This is a genomic window from Methylobacter sp. BBA5.1 (assembly GCF_000746145.1).
In the GTDB taxonomy this organism is placed as follows: domain Bacteria; phylum Pseudomonadota; class Gammaproteobacteria; order Methylococcales; family Methylomonadaceae; genus Methylobacter; species Methylobacter marinus.
This window is the reverse complement of the sequence record NZ_JQKS01000011.1, coordinates 127,818-149,276: the sequence shown is the minus strand read 5'-3', so window position 1 is coordinate 149,276 and position 21,459 is coordinate 127,818. Positions and strand designations below refer to the sequence as shown.

The 21,459-nt window shown below is 55.0% G+C and carries 22 protein-coding genes; 20 read left to right on the top strand and 2 right to left on the bottom strand.

Annotated features, from left to right (window positions below; genetic code table 11):
- Positions 1 to 294: 294 nt before the first annotated feature.
- From EK22_RS23070 to fae, 13 genes are all read left to right on the top strand, one after another.
- Positions 295 to 915: an aldehyde dehydrogenase family protein gene (locus EK22_RS23070; protein WP_051961771.1), complete on the top strand. Its 621-nt coding sequence runs from the start codon at positions 295 to 297 to the stop codon at positions 913 to 915.
- Between the two features lie 20 nt (positions 916 to 935).
- Complete coding sequence (locus EK22_RS24170; protein WP_152565034.1) at positions 936 to 1,211, top strand: hypothetical protein; 276 nt, start codon at positions 936 to 938, stop codon at positions 1,209 to 1,211.
- Between the two features lie 292 nt (positions 1,212 to 1,503).
- Complete coding sequence (locus EK22_RS08270) at positions 1,504 to 1,833, top strand: c-type cytochrome (RefSeq protein WP_036249805.1); 330 nt, start codon at positions 1,504 to 1,506, stop codon at positions 1,831 to 1,833.
- Positions 1,793 to 2,533 (top strand): hypothetical protein, encoded by a 741-nt coding sequence (locus EK22_RS08265; RefSeq protein ID WP_152565033.1) that lies wholly within the window; start codon positions 1,793 to 1,795, stop codon positions 2,531 to 2,533. The genes EK22_RS08270 and EK22_RS08265 overlap by 41 nt, the downstream gene beginning before the upstream one ends.
- Positions 2,534 to 2,546: 13 nt before the next feature.
- Positions 2,547 to 4,103 (top strand): FAD-binding oxidoreductase, encoded by a 1,557-nt coding sequence (locus tag EK22_RS08260; RefSeq protein ID WP_036249802.1) that lies wholly within the window; start codon positions 2,547 to 2,549, stop codon positions 4,101 to 4,103.
- Positions 4,104 to 4,350: 247 nt separating this feature from the next.
- Positions 4,351 to 5,289: a hypothetical protein gene (locus EK22_RS08255; RefSeq protein ID WP_036249801.1), complete on the top strand. Its 939-nt coding sequence runs from the start codon at positions 4,351 to 4,353 to the stop codon at positions 5,287 to 5,289.
- Positions 5,282 to 5,986, top strand: a complete 705-nt coding sequence (locus EK22_RS08250; protein WP_036249799.1) for an HAD family hydrolase — start codon at positions 5,282 to 5,284, stop codon at positions 5,984 to 5,986. Before EK22_RS08255 ends, EK22_RS08250 begins: the two co-directional genes overlap by 8 nt.
- Before the next feature lie 396 nt (positions 5,987 to 6,382).
- Positions 6,383 to 7,294: a beta-ribofuranosylaminobenzene 5'-phosphate synthase family protein gene (locus tag EK22_RS08245; RefSeq protein ID WP_020161318.1), complete on the top strand. Its 912-nt coding sequence runs from the start codon at positions 6,383 to 6,385 to the stop codon at positions 7,292 to 7,294.
- A gap of 17 nt (positions 7,295 to 7,311) precedes the next feature.
- Entirely contained in the window at positions 7,312 to 8,451 is a 1,140-nt protein-coding gene (locus EK22_RS08240) for an ATP-grasp domain-containing protein (protein ID WP_235209252.1), read from the top strand.
- Positions 8,429 to 9,412 carry a methenyltetrahydromethanopterin cyclohydrolase gene (gene mch, locus EK22_RS08235; RefSeq protein ID WP_020161316.1) on the top strand — a complete coding sequence of 328 codons (984 nt, stop codon included), beginning with the start codon at positions 8,429 to 8,431 and terminating at the stop codon, positions 9,410 to 9,412. The genes EK22_RS08240 and mch overlap by 23 nt, the downstream gene beginning before the upstream one ends.
- A gap of 92 nt (positions 9,413 to 9,504) precedes the next feature.
- Positions 9,505 to 10,425, top strand: a complete 921-nt coding sequence (locus tag EK22_RS08230; RefSeq protein ID WP_020161315.1) for an ATP-grasp domain-containing protein — start codon at positions 9,505 to 9,507, stop codon at positions 10,423 to 10,425.
- On the top strand, positions 10,422 to 11,276 hold the full coding sequence (locus tag EK22_RS08225) for a triphosphoribosyl-dephospho-CoA synthase (protein ID WP_020161314.1): 855 nt from the start codon (positions 10,422 to 10,424) through the stop codon (positions 11,274 to 11,276). The genes EK22_RS08230 and EK22_RS08225 overlap by 4 nt, the downstream gene beginning before the upstream one ends.
- A gap of 116 nt (positions 11,277 to 11,392) precedes the next feature.
- Entirely contained in the window at positions 11,393 to 11,902 is a 510-nt protein-coding gene (gene fae, locus EK22_RS08220) for a formaldehyde-activating enzyme (RefSeq protein WP_020161313.1), read from the top strand.
- A 23-nt stretch (positions 11,903 to 11,925) separates the two neighbouring features.
- Here the strand turns inward: fae and EK22_RS08215 are convergent, their stop codons facing one another.
- Positions 11,926 to 12,648 carry a HisA/HisF-related TIM barrel protein gene (locus tag EK22_RS08215; RefSeq protein ID WP_020161312.1) on the bottom strand — a complete coding sequence of 241 codons (723 nt, stop codon included), beginning with the start codon at positions 12,646 to 12,648 and terminating at the stop codon, positions 11,926 to 11,928.
- Between the two features lie 102 nt (positions 12,649 to 12,750).
- Here EK22_RS08215 and EK22_RS08210 point away from each other — a divergent pair, with 102 nt between their 5' ends.
- The 5 genes from EK22_RS08210 (at position 12,751) to EK22_RS08190 (ending at position 17,527) form a co-directional block, all read left to right on the top strand.
- Positions 12,751 to 13,749, top strand: coding sequence for an ATP-grasp domain-containing protein (locus EK22_RS08210; RefSeq protein ID WP_036249837.1), 999 nt, complete (start codon positions 12,751 to 12,753; stop codon positions 13,747 to 13,749).
- Positions 13,739 to 14,785, top strand: a complete 1,047-nt coding sequence (locus EK22_RS08205) for a hydantoinase/oxoprolinase family protein (protein WP_020161310.1) — start codon at positions 13,739 to 13,741, stop codon at positions 14,783 to 14,785. The genes EK22_RS08210 and EK22_RS08205 overlap by 11 nt, the downstream gene beginning before the upstream one ends.
- A gap of 125 nt (positions 14,786 to 14,910) precedes the next feature.
- The gene (gene pabB / locus EK22_RS08200) at positions 14,911 to 16,287 is read left to right on the top strand and encodes an aminodeoxychorismate synthase component I (protein ID WP_020161309.1); all 1,377 of its coding nucleotides are present in this window, start codon (positions 14,911 to 14,913) and stop codon (positions 16,285 to 16,287) included.
- The gene (locus EK22_RS08195) at positions 16,284 to 16,835 is read left to right on the top strand and encodes an amino acid kinase family protein (RefSeq protein WP_020161308.1); all 552 of its coding nucleotides are present in this window, start codon (positions 16,284 to 16,286) and stop codon (positions 16,833 to 16,835) included. The genes pabB and EK22_RS08195 overlap by 4 nt, the downstream gene beginning before the upstream one ends.
- Entirely contained in the window at positions 16,835 to 17,527 is a 693-nt protein-coding gene (locus tag EK22_RS08190) for a DUF2959 domain-containing protein (RefSeq protein ID WP_020161307.1), read from the top strand. Before EK22_RS08195 ends, EK22_RS08190 begins: the two co-directional genes overlap by 1 nt.
- Positions 17,528 to 17,529: 2 nt before the next feature.
- Here EK22_RS08190 and EK22_RS08185 read toward each other — a convergent pair whose 3' ends face one another.
- The gene (locus EK22_RS08185) at positions 17,530 to 17,949 is read right to left on the bottom strand and encodes a hypothetical protein (RefSeq protein ID WP_027147540.1); all 420 of its coding nucleotides are present in this window, start codon (positions 17,947 to 17,949) and stop codon (positions 17,530 to 17,532) included.
- Between the two features lie 118 nt (positions 17,950 to 18,067).
- Here EK22_RS08185 and EK22_RS08180 point away from each other — a divergent pair, with 118 nt between their 5' ends.
- Positions 18,068 to 19,807 (top strand): GTPase domain-containing protein, encoded by a 1,740-nt coding sequence (locus tag EK22_RS08180; RefSeq protein ID WP_036249789.1) that lies wholly within the window; start codon positions 18,068 to 18,070, stop codon positions 19,805 to 19,807.
- On the top strand, positions 19,788 to 21,407 hold the full coding sequence (locus tag EK22_RS08175; protein WP_036249788.1) for a GTPase: 1,620 nt from the start codon (positions 19,788 to 19,790) through the stop codon (positions 21,405 to 21,407). The genes EK22_RS08180 and EK22_RS08175 overlap by 20 nt, the downstream gene beginning before the upstream one ends.
- The last annotated feature ends 52 nt before the right edge of the window (positions 21,408 to 21,459 follow it).

The following is a 21,459-nucleotide window of genomic DNA, read 5'->3' as shown; positions in this document are numbered from 1 at the left end:
CTGTGCTGTTCCCCACGCCCGTGGGGATGAACCGGCTATAACCGTGGTTATGCTGATCATGCGTTTCTGTTCCCCACGCCCATAAAAACAACCCTCATCATGTAAGAAATCCCCAAACTATTCAAAAAAAACACCCCATCCACAGCTTAACTTGACGCACCGGCAGCTCAGCAAAATTTGACAATGATGAGCGATGTATGCACACTCGCGGACAGTTTAAAAATGTAACACAGCAGTATCAGACACAAACGCCCTGAGTCTGGTGCAGTCACAAATTTAAACAGGAGTCGCATTATGGGCGATACATGGCAGTCGGCCGGGGCCTGTTCCGGGTTTGAAGTCCTGCCGATTGGCGGGCGGTGGCGCGCCGGCCGTTCCAGTCACAATCTGATAAATACCAATCCTTTTAATGGCCAGTCCCTGGTCGTGATGTTGCTGGCGTCCGCGCAGGATGAGGCTTATGAATCGGCGGGCGCGGCGCAGAAAGCCGGGGCGGCTGCGGCACCGGTGAAGCGCACTGAGGTGCTGCTTAAGGCGATGCGGATTTTCGATGCCTGCCGCGAGGACATCATTCCGAGGCTGATCGATGAAGCGGATTCGTCGCGTTTGAAAGCGATCATTGAAGGACAAAGCGCGCGGGGCGTCACGCTTGATGCGATTTCGTTTCCTTATCATGCTGCCGGGCGCATTCTGCGTGCGGACATTGCCGGCAAAGATAACCGGATCAATTGCCGGTCGTTGGGCGTGATCGACATCATCAGCCTGCGCCATTTCCCTTTGCATCTGATCCAGCGCTCGCTCGCGCCGGAGAGCAGGGCAACGCCGCCGTGGTCAAGCCGGCGGGCGATACGCCGGAGAGCGGGAGACTTGCTGTTAGGAAGATCTCCGGGGAGGCCGGCCTGTGGGCATTCTTAATGTGACGGTTGGCGCGGGCAGTGAAATCGGCGATCACTTTGTCGGGTTGTCGGGCATCCGCGGCTCCGGCTTATTTCATCATTTTCCGGTTCGACGCCGGCGGGTTGCGGTATCGGCCGCATCGCCGCAGTGTTCGGGCGTTTTCTGTGTCCGGGCGGATTTATTTCAGTATCAATCGCATCATTGTCGATGCCCGTCCGCATGACGCCTTTGTCGAGCGTTGCATCACGCATGTCCGCCGCCTGAAGGCGGGGGCGTTCGGATGGCTCCGTTGGCGAGCCGGCGCATGTGTGTAACGAGGTATCGCCCGGCAGTTCGCCGGTCCTCGAAGAATCTTCGGGCCGATCGTGTCGATTCTGTGTGCCAAAAATGAAGCGGACGCGCTGGTGCTGGCGAACGCGTCCGGTTACAGGTTGTATAGCTTTTTCCGCTAATCTGGAACGCGGCGCGCGCTTTGCGCAAGCGGTCGGGCCGGCATGACGCATGCCAACGATATGTCGATATGCAATGACCCCCGCGCGCCCATCCGTTCTGTAGCGGTGAAGTCAGCTTTCATGAATTTTTCATCAAGCCCAGAGGAGCACGAAAATGTCCTTGTCCATGACCTGTCGGTGCGGAAAGCGGATTTTCGCGGCCTGCGCCGCTGTTTTTCTCGCTTTGCTTTCGGTTTCCGCCTTCGCTAAAGAGGATGACAAATGGCGAAACGAGGAACAAGTCTACGCCAAAATCTGTGCTTATTGCCATGACGTCGGGGTTGGGCCGGTAATCAAGGGTCGGCAATTGACGCCGACGTATATTGCCGCCTGGGTCCGACACGGCTGGAAGGCGATGCCGGCCTTTTCCGCCGCCTTCATCGATGACAAGACCTTGCAGCGTCTTGCCGAGTATGTGTCGCAATCCGCGCCGCCGCAGCAATAAGGAGTCTGCCATGCATGTTACACGTCGTTCCTTTATTAAGGGCATCGCCCTGGGCGGTTTCGCCGGTGTGCTCATGGCGCGCCCGGGCCGGGCTTTGGCCCGGGCTGCGGCCGGTGTCCAAAGCCGGCCGGTTCTGGCGCTGGTCAGCGGCGCGGTCGAACGCTCGGCGTTCCTCCAGGGCATTGCCGAGACGGTGCCGGGTGAGTTCCTGCGGGTGCAGCGCACGGACCACGGCATGGGGTTCGTGCGGGATTTCAATCAGTTGCTGCGCTCCGGGCAGCCGACCCGGATCATCGGTCTGGTCGATGACGCCAGCGCCGCGCTGATCGTCGAGTTGGCGCGCGCCTCGGGCGTCCGCGTGCCGTGGCTGGGTTATCATGCGGCCAGTTCCGGACACTCGCGCCATCGGCTGCTCAGCACCGAGTCAACACGGGGTTGCGCGATGCGGTTGGGCCGGCAACTGAGCGCCTGCGGCGCCGGTTTCAGCCTTAGCGAGCAGCGCCCGCACCACGCCGAGACATCTTTCGAGCTGGCGGCCCGGCCCGGCAACGGCGCGGCAGGCGATTCGGACCGGTGGGCCGCGGCGCTTGGATTTATCCTGGCCGCGCCGGATGCTGAACGATCCGCCTGGGCGCCGCCGGCCGCCGGCACTCGGCCGCTTTTGGCCGGAAATTTCGTTTCTTTCGCGATCGAGACTTGAAGGAGTCAAATCAATGACTGAACAAAACTACGCCATACTTCCTCCGGGAGTTGAGCCGCAGGCGTTCCATAATGCGGTCCAGCAGTTCCGCCAGTTGCTCGGCAACGAGAACGTTCTGGTCAAGCAAGAGCAGCTGGTGCCTTACATGAAGATCATGATGTCGGTGGATGAAGCCGGGCACGCGGCCTCCGCCGTCCTGACCGCTACCAACGTGGAACAGGTGCAGGGCGTTGTGAGGATTTGCAACGAGCACAAGATCCCGGTGTGGACCGTGTCCACCGGCCACAACTTCGGCTACGGCACTGCCGCGCCGCATCATCGCGGCCAGATCATTCTGGACCTGAAGAAGATGAACAAGATCATCGAGATCGATCCGGACCTGTGTACCGCCCTGGTCGAGCCGGGCGTGACTTATCAGCAGCTGGCCGATCACATCAAGGAGAAGGGCTACAAGCTGTGGGTCGATCCGCCGGCGCCGTCCGCGATCGTGGGCCCGGTCGGCAACACCCTGGATCGCGGCGTCGGCTATACGCCTTATGCCGAGCATTTTATGTTTCAGTGCGGCATGGAAGTGGTGCTGGCCAACGGTAAAGTGCTGCGCACCGGCATGGGCGGCGTTCGGGACTCCAATACCTGGCAGGTGTTCAAGTGGGGGTACGGTCCGTACCTGGACGGTATTTTCACCCAGTCTAATTTCGGCATTGTGACCAAGATGGGGCTCTGGCTGATGCCGCAGCCGGATGTCTTCAGGCCGTTCGCGGTCAAGTTCAGGAAGGATGAGGATATCAAGGATCTGGTGGAGATGTTCCGGCCGTTGAGCATCAACGGCATTATTCCGAATGGCGTGGTATTCGCCGGCACCCTGTACGAGGCCAGCGCCACGGTGCGCCGATCCGATTACACCACGGAGAAAGGCGTGACTTCAAAAGACGTCATCCAGCGTATCCGCGACGAGCATAATATCGGCGCCTGGACTGCCTATGGCGCGCTGTACGGCACCCACGAGCAAGTCGAGGTCAACTGGCGGATCGTCATTGACAGTATCAAGAAGTTGGGGAAGGGCGAGATCATCACCGAAGATCATGCCGGCAATGATCCGGCGTTTAAATACCGCGCGGATCTGATGCGCGGCAACATGAACCTGACCGAGTTCGGTCTATACAACTGGCGCGGCGGCGGAGGGTCCATGTGGTTCGCACCGTTGAGCCAGGCCAAGGGCTCGGAGACGGTCAAGCAGGTCGAGCTGGCGACCCGGATCCTCAACAAGCACGGCCTGGACTATGTCGGCGAGTTTATCCTCACCCAGCGTGCCTTGCACCATCTCATCGATGTGCTGTTTGACCGCACCGATACCGAGGAGATGACCCGCGCCCATGACTGTTTCGCCGAACTGCTGGGTGAGTTCGAGAAAAACGGCTATGGCGTGTACCGGGTCAATACCGCGTTCATGGATCGCGTCGCCAATAGCTTCGGTCCGGTGCAGCGCGAGGTCAACAAGACGCTTAAGCGTGCGCTCGACCCTAACAATATCCTGGCGCCGGGCAAGTCGGGTATCGATTTGGATACGTAAGTGTGGCCGATGCGGCCGTTTTTGGGGTCTTGGGTCGAACAACCATGGAGCGCAAGTGCATTCGACCCTGCCATTGCGCGCGGACAAAAAATGAATGAACCGTCCCAATACAAAATGCCTCTAACCGGCTGACGATGAACAAGACTATCCAAGAGTTGCTGTATCGTTGCGGCGTATCCGGTACAATAATTCACCCTTATATTGATGTAAGATCGACCAGACGCCATAAGACCTTAAATTGTAATTCATGTTTTATCCCAAAGATTTTATCGAAACGGCCGAAGGGCTGATTTTTGCCGTGGTGGCGCAAGGCCTGGAACAGGGCAAGGTGTTGTGTTTTTTACGTTACGTAAGGGAAGCCTCGGGCTGGAAAAAATATGACACCGACCAGGCCAACGCCCTGCTGGCACAGCATCATCCCGATTATCTGCATTATTCCAGCGTTCTGGATGCGCATTTGCATGCGGTGGCGGTAATACGCATAGTCAGGCATCACCAACCCCAGCACCGGCTGCGGCATATCACGCGCTCGAAGTCGCCGGATACGGTTGAGCAGGATTTGCTCCAGTTGTGCCATTTATTCCGGAAGCAGGGGCTGGATTTAATGAAGATCGGGGTGACTGGCTCGTTGCTGATCGGCGTTCAGCAGCACAGTTCCGATATCGATCTGGTCTGTTACGGGCGCAATGTTTTCCATGAAGCCAGGGCGATAACGCGCGAGCTGATCCGACTGGGCCATTTGCAGGATCTCAATGGCGATGACTGGCGGCAATCCTATCAGCGCCGCTCATGCGCGTTGAGTTTTGACGAATACGTCTGGCACGAACGGCGCAAATCCAATAAGGGAATCATTAACGGGCGCAAGTTTGATTTGAATTTTATTGAAAACGAGGCTAAGCCGGAATCGGTCAATTTCCAAAAAGGCGAGTCGGTTACGCTGCAATGCGAGGTCACCGACGATACGCGCGCGTTTGATTATCCCGCCGAATTTAAAGTGGCTCATAAGTACATCCAAAGGGTCGTCAGTTTTACCGCCACTTATACGGGGCAGGCTTTGCGCGGCGAAACGGTGGAGGTATCGGGGCGGCTGGAACAGGAAGAGCAGGGGCTCAAACGTATCGTCGTCGGTTCCAGCCGGGAAGCCCATGGCGAATATATTAAGGTTATTCAACCGCCGGATGCATAAGTTACCTGATTTCAGCGCGGTTATTTTCGATATGGATGGCCTGGTTCTGGATACCGAGACCACGTATGTGGCTGCCTGGCAGCAGGCGGCCGGCGCCATGGGGTATGAATTTCCGGAAGCGTTTTGCCTGTCCATGTCGGGGTTGCATTCCGAGGTTGTCGAGCAGCGGTTGATGGCTTTTTGCGGGGCGGATTTCGATCTGAAAACATTCGCCCGGTTAAGTACCGATTATTGGCATCACTACGTCAATACCCATGGGATCAACACGAAAAAAGGCTTCAGGCAATTGCTTGACCTGATTGCCGGGCAGGGCATTCCTTATTGCCTGGCCACCAACAGCCCCATGCTCAATGCGTATCAATGCCTTGAATCCGCCGGCATCAGGGATGTTTTTTCAACGATTGTCACGCGTGATCATGTGCGCCAGGGCAAGCCCTCGCCCGAGATTTTCCTGAAAGCGGCGGCGTTGCTGAACGTACCTATCAGCCGTTGCCTGGTGGTCGAGGATTCTCATGCCGGCATTGAGGCGGCGTCCAGAGCCGGCGCGTTTTCGGTGCTGATTCCGTCGATCCTGCCCGTCGATCCGCACACACGCGAGTTGTGCGATGTCATGATGAATGACCTGGCGCAATTGGCCGATGTAATCAACGGACTGATCCCCGTTGCCGCGCCGATCGGCCCACAGGAGAACTCATAGCGTCTCTGTAGGTGCGAATTCATTCGCACTGCGCCAAATAAGGCAAATGTGAATACCCCGCCATCAAGCCTTTCAGGTTTGGCATGGACTGTCTGCTGAGGAGCAAATATCTGTCCATGCGGCCGTTCGTGATCTTCGTGGTGAACACAGCCTCGGTATGCATTCCCACGCAGGAGCGCGGGAACGAGTAATCAAACCCTTCAGGTTTGGCACAGACTGTCGAGGCCATTTTGTGTTTGTCGCTTTAAGTCCGCGCCGACATTTAAAAACCGCTTCCTTTGTTCACATGAGAGTTTGATCATGTATAATTTCCGCCACTTATCTGCCACAAGCGATTTATAACTTTTGAAAGTACAACATTCTAAAGTCTCAGTAATTGCCCCCGCGAGATTGCATATGGGGTTCATCGATTTAAGCGGATCATTGGGCCGTCATTTCGGCAGCATTGGCATCGCGCTTAATGAAATCAGCACGCGTTTGTCGATAACCAGGGCCGAGCAATGCACCGTCACTGGACCCGCCGCGCAGCGAGCCAAAAAATGTACGGCCATGCTGTGCCGGACGCTGGACGTATCCGATAAGCTGAATATCACGATTGAAGCGGCTATCCCCGAACATGTCGGGCTGGGCTCGGGCACGCAAATGTCCCTTGCGATAGGTTCCGCCTTGAACGCGTTTTACGGCTTGGGGCTGACGGTTCGCGAAATCGCCCAGTTGACCGACAGAGGCATGCGCTCCGGTATCGGTATCGGCATTTTTGAACAGGGCGGCCTGGTGGTCGACGGCGGCCGGGGCGAAAAAACGGTCACGCCGCCGGTGCTGGTGCATATGGATGTGCCCGAGGATTGGCGCTTTATTCTTGTCTTCGACCAGCGCGGGCAGGGGCTGCATGGTCATCAGGAAACCCAGGCTTTTGCCGTATTGCCGCCCTTTTCCAGCCAGGAAGCCGCGCGCTTATGTTATCTGTTGTTGATGCAGGGCTTGCCGGCCGTGGCGGAGAATGACATCGTCAAGTTCGGCGATGTCATCACGCAGCTGCAAAGGTCGGTCGGAGAGCATTTCGCCGCGGCGCAGGGCGGCGTTTTCACCAGTCCGGAAGTGGCCGAAGTGATGGATTGGTTTGAACGCCAGGGCGCCGTCGCCATCGGCCAGACTTCTTGGGGGCCTACCGGCTTTTGCGCGGTGGACGGCGCGCATTTTGCGGAATCCCTGGTCAGGCATGCCGGGCAGGAGTTCGCTCATTTTGATAATCTGAGTTTTACGGTTGCCAGTGCCCGTAATAACGGCGGCGACGTTTTTGTCATGTAGGCATCGTTGTTGTCCCGGTGACGGTCGGCACGGTCATTCCTGAGTCTCTTCTCGTTATCGCCGGTTCCGCGCGCATGTTGGCGCAGGCGGCGAAAGCGTCCGGGCTGAAGCCTTTAGTCATCGATCTGTTCGCCGATCAGGATACCAGAGCCTGCGCCGAGGCATTCCGTCAGGTCGATTCATTGGCCGAGGCCGACATCGCGGCGGCCGTGGACGATTTCATCAAGCATCATGGTGTTGCCCAGGTTGTTTATGGCGGCGGTTTTGAATGTCATCCGGAGAGTCTGCATTATCTGGGCGATCGGTTGAATCTTCTCGGCAATGCTGTCGAGGTGTTTACAGGCGTTCAGGATAAGAAAACGTTTTTTTCCTGTCTCGAGCGCTTAAAGATTCCTTATCCGGCCGTTTCGTTTGATGTGCCGGCATCCGATGGGGATTGGCTGGTAAAGCCGCATCAGGGGCGGGGCGGCATAGGCATCAAGCGCTGGCATGCCGGAGACGCGATAGCTTCGGCATCGGTTTACTGGCAGCGCTATGTCGAAGGCGAGCAAAATTCCGTGCTGTTTCTGGCTGATGGCAGCAACGCGCAGGTCGTCGGCTTTAACAGGCAATGGACAGAGGCCCTGGATGATGCGCAGGCGTTCGTATTTTCGGGCATCAGCAATGATTGCTTGTTGCACGATGCGCATAAAGCGCTGATAAAGGACTGGCTAAAAAAACTGGTGCCGATTTTTGCGATCAAGGGTTTGAATTCGCTCGATTTCATCCGGTCAGGGGAACGAATTTACGTGCTGGAAATCAATGCGCGTCCGCCGGCCAGCATGCAGTTATATGATCAGGATTTGCTGATCAGGCACATCAAGGCCAGCCAGGGCGAGTTGCTTGGCGGGCCATTCGGGCAGGCGGGCTATACGGGCTATCGGGTTATTTACGCGTCATCGGAGTTGCGTATTCCCGACCCGTTCGCATGGCCGCCATGGTGCCTGGATCGGCCTGAATCCGGTGCATTAATTGGCATAAAACAGCCGATTTGCAGTATCATTGCGCACTCGAAAAAGTCGCGGCGGGTGTGGGAAAAGCTGGCGACTAGGCAGCAGATTATTGTTAATAAATTAAATCAAGGTATCGACCGATATGGAATATACAGCAAGCGTTAATAAATTGACTCAGCCATTAGTCAAGCAACTGATTGATAACGCCGATAAATTAAGAATCCATGTAGAAAAACTGGCAAATGGCTGCACAATCGTTGATGCCGGTATTAACGTGCCGGGCGGCATCGAAGCCGGGCGCATCATTGCTGAAATCTGTCTCGGCGGCATGGGCACTGTCACGATCAGCCAAAGCCCATATACGGCTAACTGGCCATTGACCGTCAACGTCCATACCGGCAACCCGGTGCTGGGCTGTCTGGGCAGTCAATACGCGGGCTGGAGCCTGTCGCATGAAAAATATTACGCCTTGGGTTCGGGGCCGGCCCGTGCCATGGCGACTAAAGTAAAAGACGGCAAGGAAGAGCCGGTGGAGGAGCTTTACAAGGAACTGGAGTATCGCGACGAGGCCGAGTCGACCGTACTGGTGATCGAGAATGATGCGGTTCCGCCTGTCGAGCTCGTGGAAAAAGTCGCGGCCGCCTGCAAGGTCGATCCTTCCAGATTGACGATCATTGTCACGCCGACCAGCAGCCTGGCCGGCGGCGTTCAGGTGGTGGCGCGGGTGCTGGAAGTAGCCATGCACAAGGCGCATGCCCTGCATTTTCCGCTGGAAAACATTATCGACGGCAGCGGCAGCGCGCCGGTTTGTCCGCCGCATCCGAATTTTGTCAAGGCCATGGGGCGCACTAACGATGCGATTCTGTTCGCGGGCCAGGTGCATATCTTCGTCAAGGGCAGCGACGAGGATGCCGAAAAACTGGCGCGGGAACTGCCCAGTTCAACGTCCAAGGATTACGGCAAGCCTTTCGCCGATATTTTTAAACAGTATGAATACGATTTCTTTAAAATCGACGCCATGCTGTTCAGTCCGGCCAGCGTTATCGTGACGGCGGTCGAGTCCGGCAAAAGCTTCCGCGCCGGCAAGCTCGACAATGCCTTGCTGGATCAGTCTTTCGGCGCCTAAAACGCCCGGTCATCCTGCCGCAAGGCGCCAATGGCGCCTTGCGGCCTCCATCGGGTTGTCCAACCCGGCTTTTCATTTTTGAGAGTACGCGTGTGAGTCGCATAGCAATTTTTACCGATGATCCGGGCTGGCACGGCAAGCAGTTGCGTCTTGCTTTCGCCGGCCGGGGTTACGACTGCGAATTTGTCTCGTTAACCGAGTGCGGTTTTACCATCGAGCCCGGACAGATGCCGGTTTCGATACCCGGGTTCGAGCAGGCGCTGCCCGATGCCGCCTTCGTTCGCGGCGTGCCGGGCGGTTCATTGGAAGAAGTCGTGATGTATCTGGATGTTCTGCATGCCTTAAAGGCGATGAGTATTCCCGTCTACAATGACGGGAAGGCCGTTGAGCGCAGCGTCGATAAGGGCATGACCAGCTTTCTGTTGCGCAATGCGGGGCTGCCGACGCCTGTGACCTGGATCTCGCGGGACAGGGAACTGGCCTTGAGCATTGCCGAGGAAGAATTGAGCAACGGCAATCTGTTGATCAGCAAGCCGCTGTTCGGTTCGCAAGGCGAGGGCATCCGGCGTATTGAAAAAATGACCGACCTGTTCTGGCTGACCAGCAGTCATGGCGTTTATTATCTGCAACGCTTTGTGCATTGCGACGGCGTGGGCTTTTCCGATCATCGCGTCTTCGTGATCAACGGCCGTGCGGTTGCGGCCATGCGCAGGCGCGGCAAGTTTTGGCTGAACAATGTCGCGCGCGGCGCGCAATGCGAAGTGATCGATCTGGATCCCCAAATGGCGGATCTGGCGGTCAGGGCAACGCATGCGCTGGCCATGGATTACGCCGGCGTGGATATCATTCGCGACCGGGAAGGCAATTACACCATTATTGAAATAAACAGCATTCCGGCCTGGAAAGGCCTGGAGAGTGTTTGCGATGTCAATATCGCCGAATTGCTGGTGGACGATCTGATAACCCGATATCTCGATCAAAACCGGCCTGAACTGGTTGCCGCTGTCTCATGATTTCCGCAAAACGCCTGAGTGATCTGTACCGGTTGGCCTGCGAAGTGGAATTGCAGGCCTTCAAGCCCGGCAATGTCAGTGTTTATGCCGGTGGCCATGATATGACCGTGGCGGATTTCAGGGTCAGCGCCGAAGTCAGTGCGCCGCCTCTGTGCAATCCGGATTATTCGCTGGGCGAAAAAATCTATTATGCCGTCAAGGCGACACGGGAAGCGGTAGGTTGCAATACCAATTTGGGAATTCTATTGCTGTGCGCGCCGTTGATCCAGGCGGTCAACCGTTGCGGCCCTGGCGTATCGCTGAGGCAGGCGTTGCGCGATGTTATCGCCACGACCACAATTGAAGATGCCGATTGGGTTTTTAAGGCCATCACCCTGGCATCGCCAGGTGGGTTGGGCGAGTCCGAGGAGCAGGATGTCAGTGACAAGGCATCCGTGACCTTGACCGAGGCCATGAAAATAGCTGCCCCCAAAGATCGCATCGCGTTGCAATACGCTACGGATTATAAAGATATTTTCGAATTTTCAGTTTTGAGGTATAATGCGCACTTCACTCGGTGGGGAGACCGAAATTGGGCCGCGGTTGCAGTATATGCCGCTTTGCTCAGTCAATTTCCTGATAGTCATATCGAAAGAAAATTCGGAGACAAGTACTCCGAATTAGTTGCGGCCAGGATGGTTCTGCTTAACGAGGAGTTTTCCAAAACTGATAATCCGGAGCGACTTAAGCCATTGCTTTATCGCATCGATCGGGAATTTAAGCTTGATGGGATTAACCCGGGCACAACGGCTGATTTGACTGTAGCAACTGTGCTGACAGTATTTTTAGAGGATTTAATTGAGAATCTTTAACTTTTTCAATTAGTCTTCGACAACGAATTTGTTTTAAAAGCAAATATCTGACATTTAATGTCCTTGGATTTAATCTAAACTTTTTTCATTTTTTTTCTACACAGGGGAAAATAAGCATGGCTAAAATCAATAACTTGCGCGTTGGTGAATCTTTGGTGGGTGAAGGCAACGAAGTTGCTCACATCGACCTGATGATCGGTCCTAGAGGTTCTGCTGCTGAAAGCGCGTTCGCTAACTGCTTGACAAACAACAAAGACGGTTTTTCCAGCCTGTTAGCGGTTGTTGCACCTAACCTGATGGTTAAGCCTTCAACTGTTATGTTCAACAAAGTAACTATCAAAGGTTCTAAACAAGCGGTTCAAATGTTTGGCCCTGCACAACGTGGTGTTGCCATGGCTGTTGCTGACTCTGTTGAAAACGGCACAATCCCAGCAAACGAAGCTGACGATCTGTTCATCTCTGTTGGTGTATTCATCCACTGGGCTGCTGAAGACGACGCTAAGATCCAACAGTACAACTACGAAGCGACTAAAGAAGCTATCGCTCGCGCTGTTGCTGGCCTGCCTACAGCTAAAGAAGTTGTTGAAGGTAAAGCAACTGCAGTACATCCATTCGCTGCTAACTAAGATTTACTTAGTTTCTGGGAATATCAAAAATACCCCGACTCGTCGGGGTATTTTTTTGTCTGAAGGTTTTTGATATCGCCGGCGCTCAGGTGCCCTGAATGCAGCGCGCTGGCCATCAGGGCATGCCTGATGCCTATGTCACTCAAGGCCGTTAAATCCTGTTTATTCCGGACGCCGCCCGCGGCGATAAAGTGTTTATCCGGGTACTGCCGACAAAAGCGGGTGAGTTTGTCGAGGTCGGGGCCGCTATGGCTGCCCACGCGCGCCAGCGTCATGATGATAATGCGATCGGGCCACAAGTCCGGTCTGTGAAACAGGGATTTTGCCCCCAGCGCGTCGGTCGGCGAATAATCCAGGGACAGAATGAAGTTATTGTTGAAAGCCTTAAGCTCATCGATGGTTTCGTCGCAAAAGGATTCGCTGCCCAGCACCGGCACGGAATTGCCGGGCCGGCCTGCATATCGTTCGCCTGGCTGATGGCCGCTGTCTATCCAAAAGGTCAGCATGGGAAAACGGATCAGCACCTTATTGATTAACGGTTCATGGCTGCCTTGCCGCGTAATCGCATTGAGATCGGCGATATAAAAAGTGGAGAACGCGTGAAGGCTTAAAAATGCCTCGATGACGCTGTCGATATCCGATGAGCGGCACAAGCCGGTGTTGATCGGCTGGTATTGATCGCGCAGGCCCTGTCTGGCATGCACGACGACACCGTCTTTCAAGTCGATGACCGGGATTATATTCATGGCTATCTGTTATGCCGTAAAACGCAGGGTGTCCTGTAAATGATACAATAGGCAAAATTCATCAGCCGTAATGGCTATCATCTTTTGCTGGTTGTTTTGATTGTGAAAATTCTGGTGTTTGAGTATATCACGGGCGGCGGTTTTAATAAGCAGGCGCTGCCGGGCTCGCTAGTGCGCGAAGGTCGCTTGATGCTGCAGGCCCTGCTCGATAATTTATCCGCCCTGGAAGGCGTCGAACCGGTTGTGATGCTTGATGAGCGGCTGATAGACACGATAGACACGTCCGGCATGGCGGCGATTGCTATCCGGCCGGAACATGAGGTTATGGAGGAATTCACCCGGCTGGCCGCGCAGTGCGATGCGGCATGGCCGGTCGCGCCGGAATTCGACGGGATTTTACAGGCGCTGTGTCAAGCGGTTGAGCAGTCCGGCAGGGCTTTATTGAGCTCGCCGGCTGGTGCCGTGGCCCTGGCCGGCAATAAACTCAGGACCTATGAACGGCTCAGGCGGCACGATATCACGACTGTTGCGACGCGCTTGTTCGATGAGGTTGATTATTGTGCCGGAGAATGGATGGTCAAATCCATCGATGGCGTGGGCTGCGGTGAAAGCTATTTGATCACCAGCCGCGAGGACTTCGCGGCATGCTCGTTACAGGCGCGGGATAAAGCGCGGTTTATTTTTCAACCTCATGTTCAGGGGGAAAAAACCAGCCTATCGTGTTTGTTCAAGCAGGGGCGGGCTTGGCTGATATGCGTTAATTTGCAGCGTTTCGAAATTGTCGATAACCAGTACCGGTTAACGGAATGCGTGGTCAATTATCAGGCCGGCACCGGCCCGTATCTGAAATTGGCGGCGGACATCGCCCGGGCTTTCCCCGATTTATGGGGCTATGCGGGCATCGATCTGATCGAGACGGCGGAGCGGATCCATGTGCTGGAAATCAATCCGCGCCTGACCACGTCATTTGCGGGCATCGGCCAGGGCCTCGGCATTAATGTCGCGGAACAGGTGTTGCGGCTGCTGGGCGGCGAGCCGCAATTACATCCGGTGCGTAATCAGGCTATTACTATAAAGGTAAGGGAATCAGATGCAGCTTAACAGTGTCGGTTGGGATATAGGCGGGGCTCATGTCAAGGCGGCCATTATTGATGAGGCCGGCGACATTATCGATGTGTTTCAGCAGGCTTGCCCTTTATGGATGGGCCTGGATCGGCTGCATCAGGCGGTCAACGCGATTTTACTGCAATTGCCGGCCGCCGGGTGCCGGCATGCCGTGACCATGACCGGCGAGCTGGTCGATTTGTTCGAGAACAGGGATGACGGCGTCCGGCAAATCATCGAGGCCGTGAAAGCGCTGATACCCGGGGACAAGGTTCTGGTTTTCGCCGGCAGGGAAGGCATGATCGAGCTGGAGGCCATTAAGGAAACGCATTATGAGGCGATCGCATCAGCCAACTGGCTGGCCAGCGCTTCGTTTGCCGCGCACAAGCTCGACAACGGTTTGTTCGTCGACATAGGCAGCACCACGACCGATATTCTGCTGCTGCACGGCCAACAGGTGCGGGCGGAAGGCTATACTGATTACCAGCGTCTGATGTCGGAGGAACTGGTTTATACCGGCATTATCAGGACGGCGGTCATGGCCGTGGCGCAGATGGCGTTCGATAAAGGCCGCGAAATCGGCTTGATGGCCGAGTATTTCGCCACGATGGCCGATGTTTATCGCGTCACCGGCGAGCTCAATGAGGTGCATGACCTGGCCGATACGGCCGATGGCGCCGAAAAAACCGTGATGGCCAGCGCCAGGCGCTTATCGCGCATGATAGGCTGCGATTTTAAAGCCGAGGAACTGCCGCGCTGGCGGCAATTCGCCCTGCATATTCGCTCGCAACAGTTGCAAAAAATCCAGCGGGGTTGTGAAAGACAGCTGTCGCGCCATGCGCTCCCCCAGGGCAGTCCCTTGATCGGCGCCGGCGTAGGGCGTTTTCTGGTCAGGCAGGTCGCGCTGAATCTGGGGCATCCTTACCTTGATTTCAGTGACTTATTCCGGGTTGCGCCTGTCCGGATGGGGTTGTCTGCCGCCGATTGCGCGCCGGCCGTCGCAGTTGCCTGTCTGGCCAGAGAGTTTTGTTAAATCGGGCGGCTGTTATAAAATCACAATCTGGATATTCATTTGCCGATGCCCCTCACAATCCATTCAACCGACTGTGCGACGCGTGCACCATTTGCTAATCCGTTTTCCAACTAGACACAACTTAAATGTCGTCATCGAAACAATTTAATTTTCCGCTCCCTTATTTTCATAACAGCGCAGAACTTTTTGCCCCGATTGCCAGCCGTCCCTGGTCGGTTTTTCTCGATAGCGGTTATCCTTACAGCAAACAGGGCCGGTACGATATTATCGCGGCCGACCCGATCTGCACGCTGGTCACCCATGGCGATACGACCGAAATCACGCAAAACGGCGTTTCGGTGCAATCCGCCGAGGATCCTTTCCTGTTGCTCAAGCGGCAGCTGAATCCGGCGTTTCCCGCCATTGACGGCGTGCCTTTCAACGGCGGAGCCATCGGTTATTTTTCCTATGATCTGGCTCGCCGTCTGGAAAAGCTGCCGGTTATCGCCGAGGACGCCGAACATATCGCGGAAATGGCCGTAGGCATCTATGAATGGGCGCTTGTCATCGATCATGCGCGGCAAAAAAGCACGTTGGTCGGGCACGTTGCCGATGACCGGAAACGGCAGGCTTTAATCGAGCAGTTCAGCCGGTTGCCGACCCCGCGCCCCGATGAACCGTTCAGGGTGACCGGCGATATTAAAGCCAATATGGACAAGGCGGCTTATGCCAGGGCTTTTGAACGCATCAAGCATTACCTGAAAGAAGGCGATTGCTATCAGGTAAACCTGACGCAGCGCTTCGCGGCCGATTGCGAGGGCGATCCCTGGGCCGCTTATCGGGTGTTGCGCGAATTAAATGCCGCGCCGTTCAGCGGCTATCTGAACCTGCCCGAGGCGCAAATTCTCAGTTCGTCGCCGGAGCGCTTTTTAAAGCTTACCGACGGCATTGTGGAAACCAAGCCGATCAAGGGCACGCGCCCGCGCAAACAGGATGCCGCCGAAGACCGGCGGCAGATACAGCTGCTGCAAGACAGCAAAAAGGACAGGGCCGAAAATGTCATGATCGTTGATTTGCTGCGCAATGACCTGAGCAAGACCTGTAAAAAAGGGTCGGTCAAGGTACCGGTTCTGTTTGATGTGGAAAGTTATGCCACCGTGCATCATCTGGTCAGTACCGTCACCGGCGAGTTGGCCGACAACCGGCATGCGCTGGATTTGCTGAGAAGCTGTTTTCCGGGCGGGTCGATTACCGGCGCGCCCAAGATTCGCGCCATGGAAATCATCGAAGAAATCGAACCTCACCGGCGCGGCGTTTATTGCGGGTCCATCGGCTACCTGGGATTCGACGGCAATATGGACACCAGTATCACGATCAGAACGCTGGTGCATTCGGGGCATACGATCCGTTTCTGGGCCGGCGGCGGCATCGTCAACGATTCGGTCATGGAAGATGAATATCAGGAGTGCTTTGACAAGGCGGCGGCGATGATCAGACTGCTGCAGCGGTTTACGTCGGAATGATCGTTGTCAAGCTGGGCGGCAGCCTGGCCGAGTCCGGGGCGCTGGTTTCCTGTCTGAATACCATCGAACGAACCTGGCCTGACGGCGCGGTGATTGTGCCCGGCGGCGGCGCGTTTGCCGATCAGGTCAGGCTGGCCCAGCGGCACTGGCGGTTCGACGACGGCACGGCGCATGCGATGGCGCTGCTGGCCATGCAGCAGATGGCTTTACTGTTTAAGGGACTCAAGCCTGATTTTTCGATTGCCGGTTCGGTTGCCGGTATTCAGGCGCAATGGGCCGAAAAAAAAATCGTGATCTGGTCGCCCGATATCGGCGAACTTGACAAGGCGGGCATCGAGGCCAGTTGGGACATTACATCGGATAGTCTGGCCGCCTGGCTAGCCGAAGCGCTTTCGGCGGATGAGCTGATTCTGGTAAAGTCAGCCGTGATTGACGTCAGGCCCGACATCGGTAAACTTGCCGAGCAGGATATCGTTGATAAGGCATTTTGCGGCTTTATAGCGCAGGCGCCGTTTACAGTAAAAATCATTAATCATCGAAGTTTATAATGTCCGAATACAACAAATCGTTATCGAGTTTTTTGATAAAAAAATCATTCGATTCACTCAGTAGCTTTTTCTCAAAAAAATTCCGCAATGTTTATTACAGCGCCCGGGAATCGATCGGCGATCACAAGCGTACCATCGTCGTCTCCCAGGTTGAGCATGCCTGTGCCAGTCTGCAGGATACCCGGGATGAATTCGAGGATGCGCTGGAGCGATTCAAGTCGCTGGTCAGCGTCAACGAAACCACGCTGGATCATAAGTACAATCTGTTAAACAGGCAGTACCAGTTCTGCCGCGCCAAATCCGAGGCCGTCAGCGACAGGATCAAAGCCATAGAGGACGTCAGCGAAGCGCTGTTTATCGAATGGGAAAAGGAGCTTGGCGAATACACCAACCGCTCTTTGCGTAACCTGAGCAGGCAGCAGTTGAAGGCCGCCCGGCAAAACTATGCCCGGCTGATCAAATCCATGCGCAAAGCCGAAGCCAAGATTCAGCCGGTGCTGCTGGCTTTCAAGGATCAGGTGCTATACCTTAAGCATAACCTCAATGCGCAGGCCATTGCGGCATTGAGGCATGAGTTTATTGAAATCGGCATCGACATATCGCAATTGATTTATGCGATGGAACAAACCATCGCCGAAGCGAATCAGTTTGTTTCGACCCTGGTTGAACAAAAGGCGTTGCCTGACCGATGATGTTATAACTTGTAGAGAATATCGTTGGATTTGTCGCGAGGATCCTTAGGCGTGTGCCTTTCCTGATCAATCCGCTCCTGGCCGAATTTGGCAATCATTTCCTCCCAGCTGGAATACTGGGTGTAGGCGGCAATGCCGGCATTTTTGCGTTGTTGATAAATTTCCTTGCCTATGGCGATGATTTCTTCGGGAGCCTTGCCGTCAACCTTATCAAGAAATTCATCGTTGTCTTTTATGGCATCACGGATGGTCCAGAAAGAGACTTCAAATTCAATGCGTTTGTCGGTAGGCAGACGATTTTTAATCGATTTTACCGATTTGTAGGCGGTGCGGGTGTTATGGCCGTTTATTTCCTGGCCTTTACCGCAGGCGATTAATGTTGCGCAGCTGAGAAAAATTAGAAGAGTAGACAGTTTCTTCATATAGATAACCTCGAAGTTTAAGTACGGGTCCATGTAGCGTTATTTATAATTATTGCATTACACCCTGTGACCAAACAAAGTAAAATGGTCGGTTATTATAAACCCAAGCTAACTTTCTATGCTGGAATTTATCCAATTATTAAAACAGCGTTACCTGGCCGTATTGAGTCAACCGGGCAATGAGTCCATAGAGACAAGCTATCGACAGCGGATAGACCAGCTCATTTTGGCGGAGGCCTTTATGCGTAAAGGCCAGCTTCTGGCATCCGGGCCAGACCATCCGTTGCAGATCACAGTTATTGGTCCGACGCAGGCAGGAAAGAGTTCACTTGTCAACTTATTATTAAACAGCAACATCGCCGGAGTGAGTCCGTTGGCGGGCTATACCGTACATCCCGAAGGCTTCTGCAACGAGATCAGCCTGAAGGAATGCAGCGATTTACAGCGTTATTTCGGCCGCTTCCAGCAATTGCGGCAAGGGCAGGTGCCGATTGACCGGTATGACTGCTACCTATTGACTGAAAATGCCACCGATTCGGCGTATTTACCGCCTTGCGTGCTTTGGGATACGCCCGATTTTGATTCGATAGACGCCGCCAATTATCGCGAAGGGCTGATCCGGACGATTGCCCTGGCCGATATCATTGTGCTGGCGGTCAGCAAGGAAAAATACGCCGATCAATCGGTCTGGGACATCATGTCCGTGCTCGAGGACCTGCATCAGCCGACCATTATCTGCCTGAACAAGCTCGTCGAAGGTTCCGAATCCCTGCTGATTCATTCGCTGAAGGATAAATGGCAGCAGGCCAGAAAGGATGAATTTCCCGAAGTCGTGCCGTTGTATTACCAAAAGCAGACGGGACAGCCGGTCTGGCCGGAATCCCGGCGGCAGCTGCTGGCTCAGATGGTTAACAAGGTCAGCCATAAAAAACAGGCGCGCTACGAACAGGAATTGCTGCAAAAACACTGGCGTGAATGGGTTGAGCCGGTGGTCGCCGAGCACCAGGCGCTGGCAGACTGGCAGGAACTGGTCGATCAACTGATGAAGCAGGCACTGGACAGTTACCGGCGGGATTTCCTGGATCATCCGCATCATTACGAGACCTTCAAATACGCCTTGGCGGAGTTGCTGCGCCTGCTGGAGATACCAGGCCTGGCCGGCGTTTTGGCCGGCACGCGCAGGGTGTTGACCTGGCCGGTCAGACAAGTCATGAAGCTGGGCCGCAAAAGGCGGCACATTGCCGACAGCAGCCATGAAGTCGCCCTGTTGAACCAGTTAGCCGAACACATGCTGATCCAGATGGCCGACCGGCTTCTGGACAGGGCGGAACAGAACCGGCACAACCAATGGTGGAAAGAAGCCGGCAGCCTGTTGCGCAGCCGGCGGCCGGACATCTTGCGGGATTTCAACAATGCCGCGAAAAGCTATCATATAGCTTTTCAGCAGGACGTGGAAAACACCGCTCAACAGCTGTATCACAAGCTGCAGGAAAAGCCAGTGGTCCTGAACAGCCTGCGGGCCACGCGCGTCACCACCGATGCGGCCGCCATTGCGCTGGCGTTGAACACCGGCGGCATAGGCATGCATGATCTGATCATTGCGCCGGCCATGCTGACCGTCACGTCTTTGTTGGCCGAAAGCGCCATCGGCGGTTATATGAACCGAGTCGAGGCGGAATTGAAACAACACCAGCTAACCACCGTCAAGCAGACCCTGTTTATTGATAGTATGGGCAGAAAACTTGCCGAACTGCCCAAGCAATTAACGCATCTTACACAGTTTAATATTGAGCCCGAGCAGCTGCAGACGGCCGAACACCAACTCAAAGAAAAGCGACATGGCTTACGAATACTCTGACTTAGTAGAACAAACAAAACGCTGGGCCGAGCAAGCCGCGGCCGCCGGCTGGATCGGCCAGGAGTCGGCGCGGCAGTTAAGCGAGTTTGACGCACGAACGCCCGATACCCTGTTCGAGCATAGCGGCTCCAGGCCCTTGATCGTGGCCTTCATGGGCGGCACCGGCGTGGGCAAGAGCACATTGTTAAACCGCCTGGCCGGCCAGGCGGTCGCCCGGACCGGCGTGGAAAGGCCGACATCGCGCGAAGTCACGTTGTTCCACCACCATAGCGTTGCCATCAGGAACCTGCCCGATAAATTGCCTGTCGAGCGCATCAAGATAGCCCAGCACGATGATGAATCGAAAAAAAACATCATCTGGATCGATATGCCCGATTTCGACAGCACCGAACAGAGCAACAAACAACTGGTTCTGGAATGGCTGCCGCATATCGACGTACTCGTTTATGTCGTCAGCCCCGAGCGCTACAGGGATGAAAAAGCCTGGCGCCTGCTGCTCGCCGAAGGCGGACGCCATGCCTGGCTGTTTGTGCTGAATCAGTGGGATCGGGGCCAGATTGCCCAATATCAGGACTTCAGGCAGCAACTGCACAAGGCCGGATTTGAAGAACCGATCATCTATAAAACGGTCTGCGCGGATTACCCGCAAGACGATGAGTTCGAATCATTAAAAGCCACGATTGAATCGCTGGCGACCGAACACGTGATCCAGCAGCTCGAGCTGAGAGGCCTGCAAATCCGCAAGGATGACCTCAAACAAAAACTGCAAAGCCATATGCCGTCGCTGGGTTCCAGGCAGGCCGTCCAGCACACGCCGCAACTGTGGCAAGAGCAATGGCAACGCACCGCCGACACCCTGCAGCAGGGTTTCGTCTGGCCGATACAGCAAGTCGCCAATTACTATGCCGAACATGCCGCCGATTTGATCACCAATCCGGCTACCGGCAAATACTCATCGCGCACGGACGTGCAATTATGGGACGAATGGGCCGGCGCGCGTTTTGAAGACGGTCTGGATGAGTTCATTCTGAGCGTCGACCAGCAGGGCATCCCGGTTGCACCGCTTAAAAAACAGTTGGCCGCAATCCGCGAAAAGGCGCCGAAAATTATTCAGGCCCAGAGTGAACTGGCCGTACGGCAGGCGCTGGCCAATCCCGGCAATGTCATGCATCGCGCCTTTTTAAAATTCGTGCGCCTGTGCGAAATCATACTGCCGCTGGCGGCCATCATTTGGGTCGGTTACCGAGTTTTCATGGTGTATTACACCAGCGAGGCAGGCAATGAAGCGTATCTGGGCGTGAATTTCGCCATTCATAGCACCTTGCTGATCGCCATAACTTGGCTGGCGCCGTTTTTTATTTTGAAGAAAATGAAACCTTCACTGGAAAAAAGTGCCTTACGGGGACTTAACAAAGGCCTGATGAACGGGCTCAGCATGATCGAATACGAAGTGGCGGACATTATAGAAAATTTCAGCCGACAACATTCCGAGCAGATCAGCCGGATAGGCGGCATCATCGAGCAGTGCGAAACGGGCGGCAAGCCCAAGGAACTATCGCAAGAGGACAAAGGTCTGTTAACCAGAATGTTGATTGAATGAGCGGATTTCAGATAATTGAAATTTTTTTTTAAATGAAGGGAATCTTTTTAGC

What these genes read in the sequence shown, in the direction of transcription:
- EK22_RS23070 (WP_051961771.1), top strand. Translation starts at nt 295, where the DNA reads ATGGGCGATACATGGCAGTCGGCCGGGGCCTGTTCCGGGTTTGAAGTC.
- EK22_RS08270 (WP_036249805.1), top strand. Translation starts at nt 1,504, where the DNA reads ATGTCCTTGTCCATGACCTGTCGGTGCGGAAAGCGGATTTTCGCGGCC.
- EK22_RS08260 (WP_036249802.1), top strand. Translation starts at nt 2,547, where the DNA reads ATGACTGAACAAAACTACGCCATACTTCCTCCGGGAGTTGAGCCGCAG.
- EK22_RS08255 (WP_036249801.1), top strand. Translation starts at nt 4,351, where the DNA reads ATGTTTTATCCCAAAGATTTTATCGAAACGGCCGAAGGGCTGATTTTT.
- EK22_RS08250 (WP_036249799.1), top strand. Translation starts at nt 5,282, where the DNA reads ATGCATAAGTTACCTGATTTCAGCGCGGTTATTTTCGATATGGATGGC.
- EK22_RS08245 (WP_020161318.1), top strand. Translation starts at nt 6,383, where the DNA reads ATGGGGTTCATCGATTTAAGCGGATCATTGGGCCGTCATTTCGGCAGC.
- mch (WP_020161316.1), top strand. Translation starts at nt 8,429, where the DNA reads ATGGAATATACAGCAAGCGTTAATAAATTGACTCAGCCATTAGTCAAG.
- EK22_RS08225 (WP_020161314.1), top strand. Translation starts at nt 10,422, where the DNA reads ATGATTTCCGCAAAACGCCTGAGTGATCTGTACCGGTTGGCCTGCGAA.
- fae (WP_020161313.1), top strand. Translation starts at nt 11,393, where the DNA reads ATGGCTAAAATCAATAACTTGCGCGTTGGTGAATCTTTGGTGGGTGAA.
- EK22_RS08215 (WP_020161312.1), bottom strand. Translation starts at nt 12,648, where the DNA reads ATGAATATAATCCCGGTCATCGACTTGAAAGACGGTGTCGTCGTGCAT.
- EK22_RS08205 (WP_020161310.1), top strand. Translation starts at nt 13,739, where the DNA reads ATGCAGCTTAACAGTGTCGGTTGGGATATAGGCGGGGCTCATGTCAAG.
- pabB (WP_020161309.1), top strand. Translation starts at nt 14,911, where the DNA reads ATGTCGTCATCGAAACAATTTAATTTTCCGCTCCCTTATTTTCATAAC.
- EK22_RS08195 (WP_020161308.1), top strand. Translation starts at nt 16,284, where the DNA reads ATGATCGTTGTCAAGCTGGGCGGCAGCCTGGCCGAGTCCGGGGCGCTG.
- EK22_RS08190 (WP_020161307.1), top strand. Translation starts at nt 16,835, where the DNA reads ATGTCCGAATACAACAAATCGTTATCGAGTTTTTTGATAAAAAAATCA.
- EK22_RS08185 (WP_027147540.1), bottom strand. Translation starts at nt 17,949, where the DNA reads ATGAAGAAACTGTCTACTCTTCTAATTTTTCTCAGCTGCGCAACATTA.
- EK22_RS08180 (WP_036249789.1), top strand. Translation starts at nt 18,068, where the DNA reads ATGCTGGAATTTATCCAATTATTAAAACAGCGTTACCTGGCCGTATTG.
- EK22_RS08175 (WP_036249788.1), top strand. Translation starts at nt 19,788, where the DNA reads ATGGCTTACGAATACTCTGACTTAGTAGAACAAACAAAACGCTGGGCC.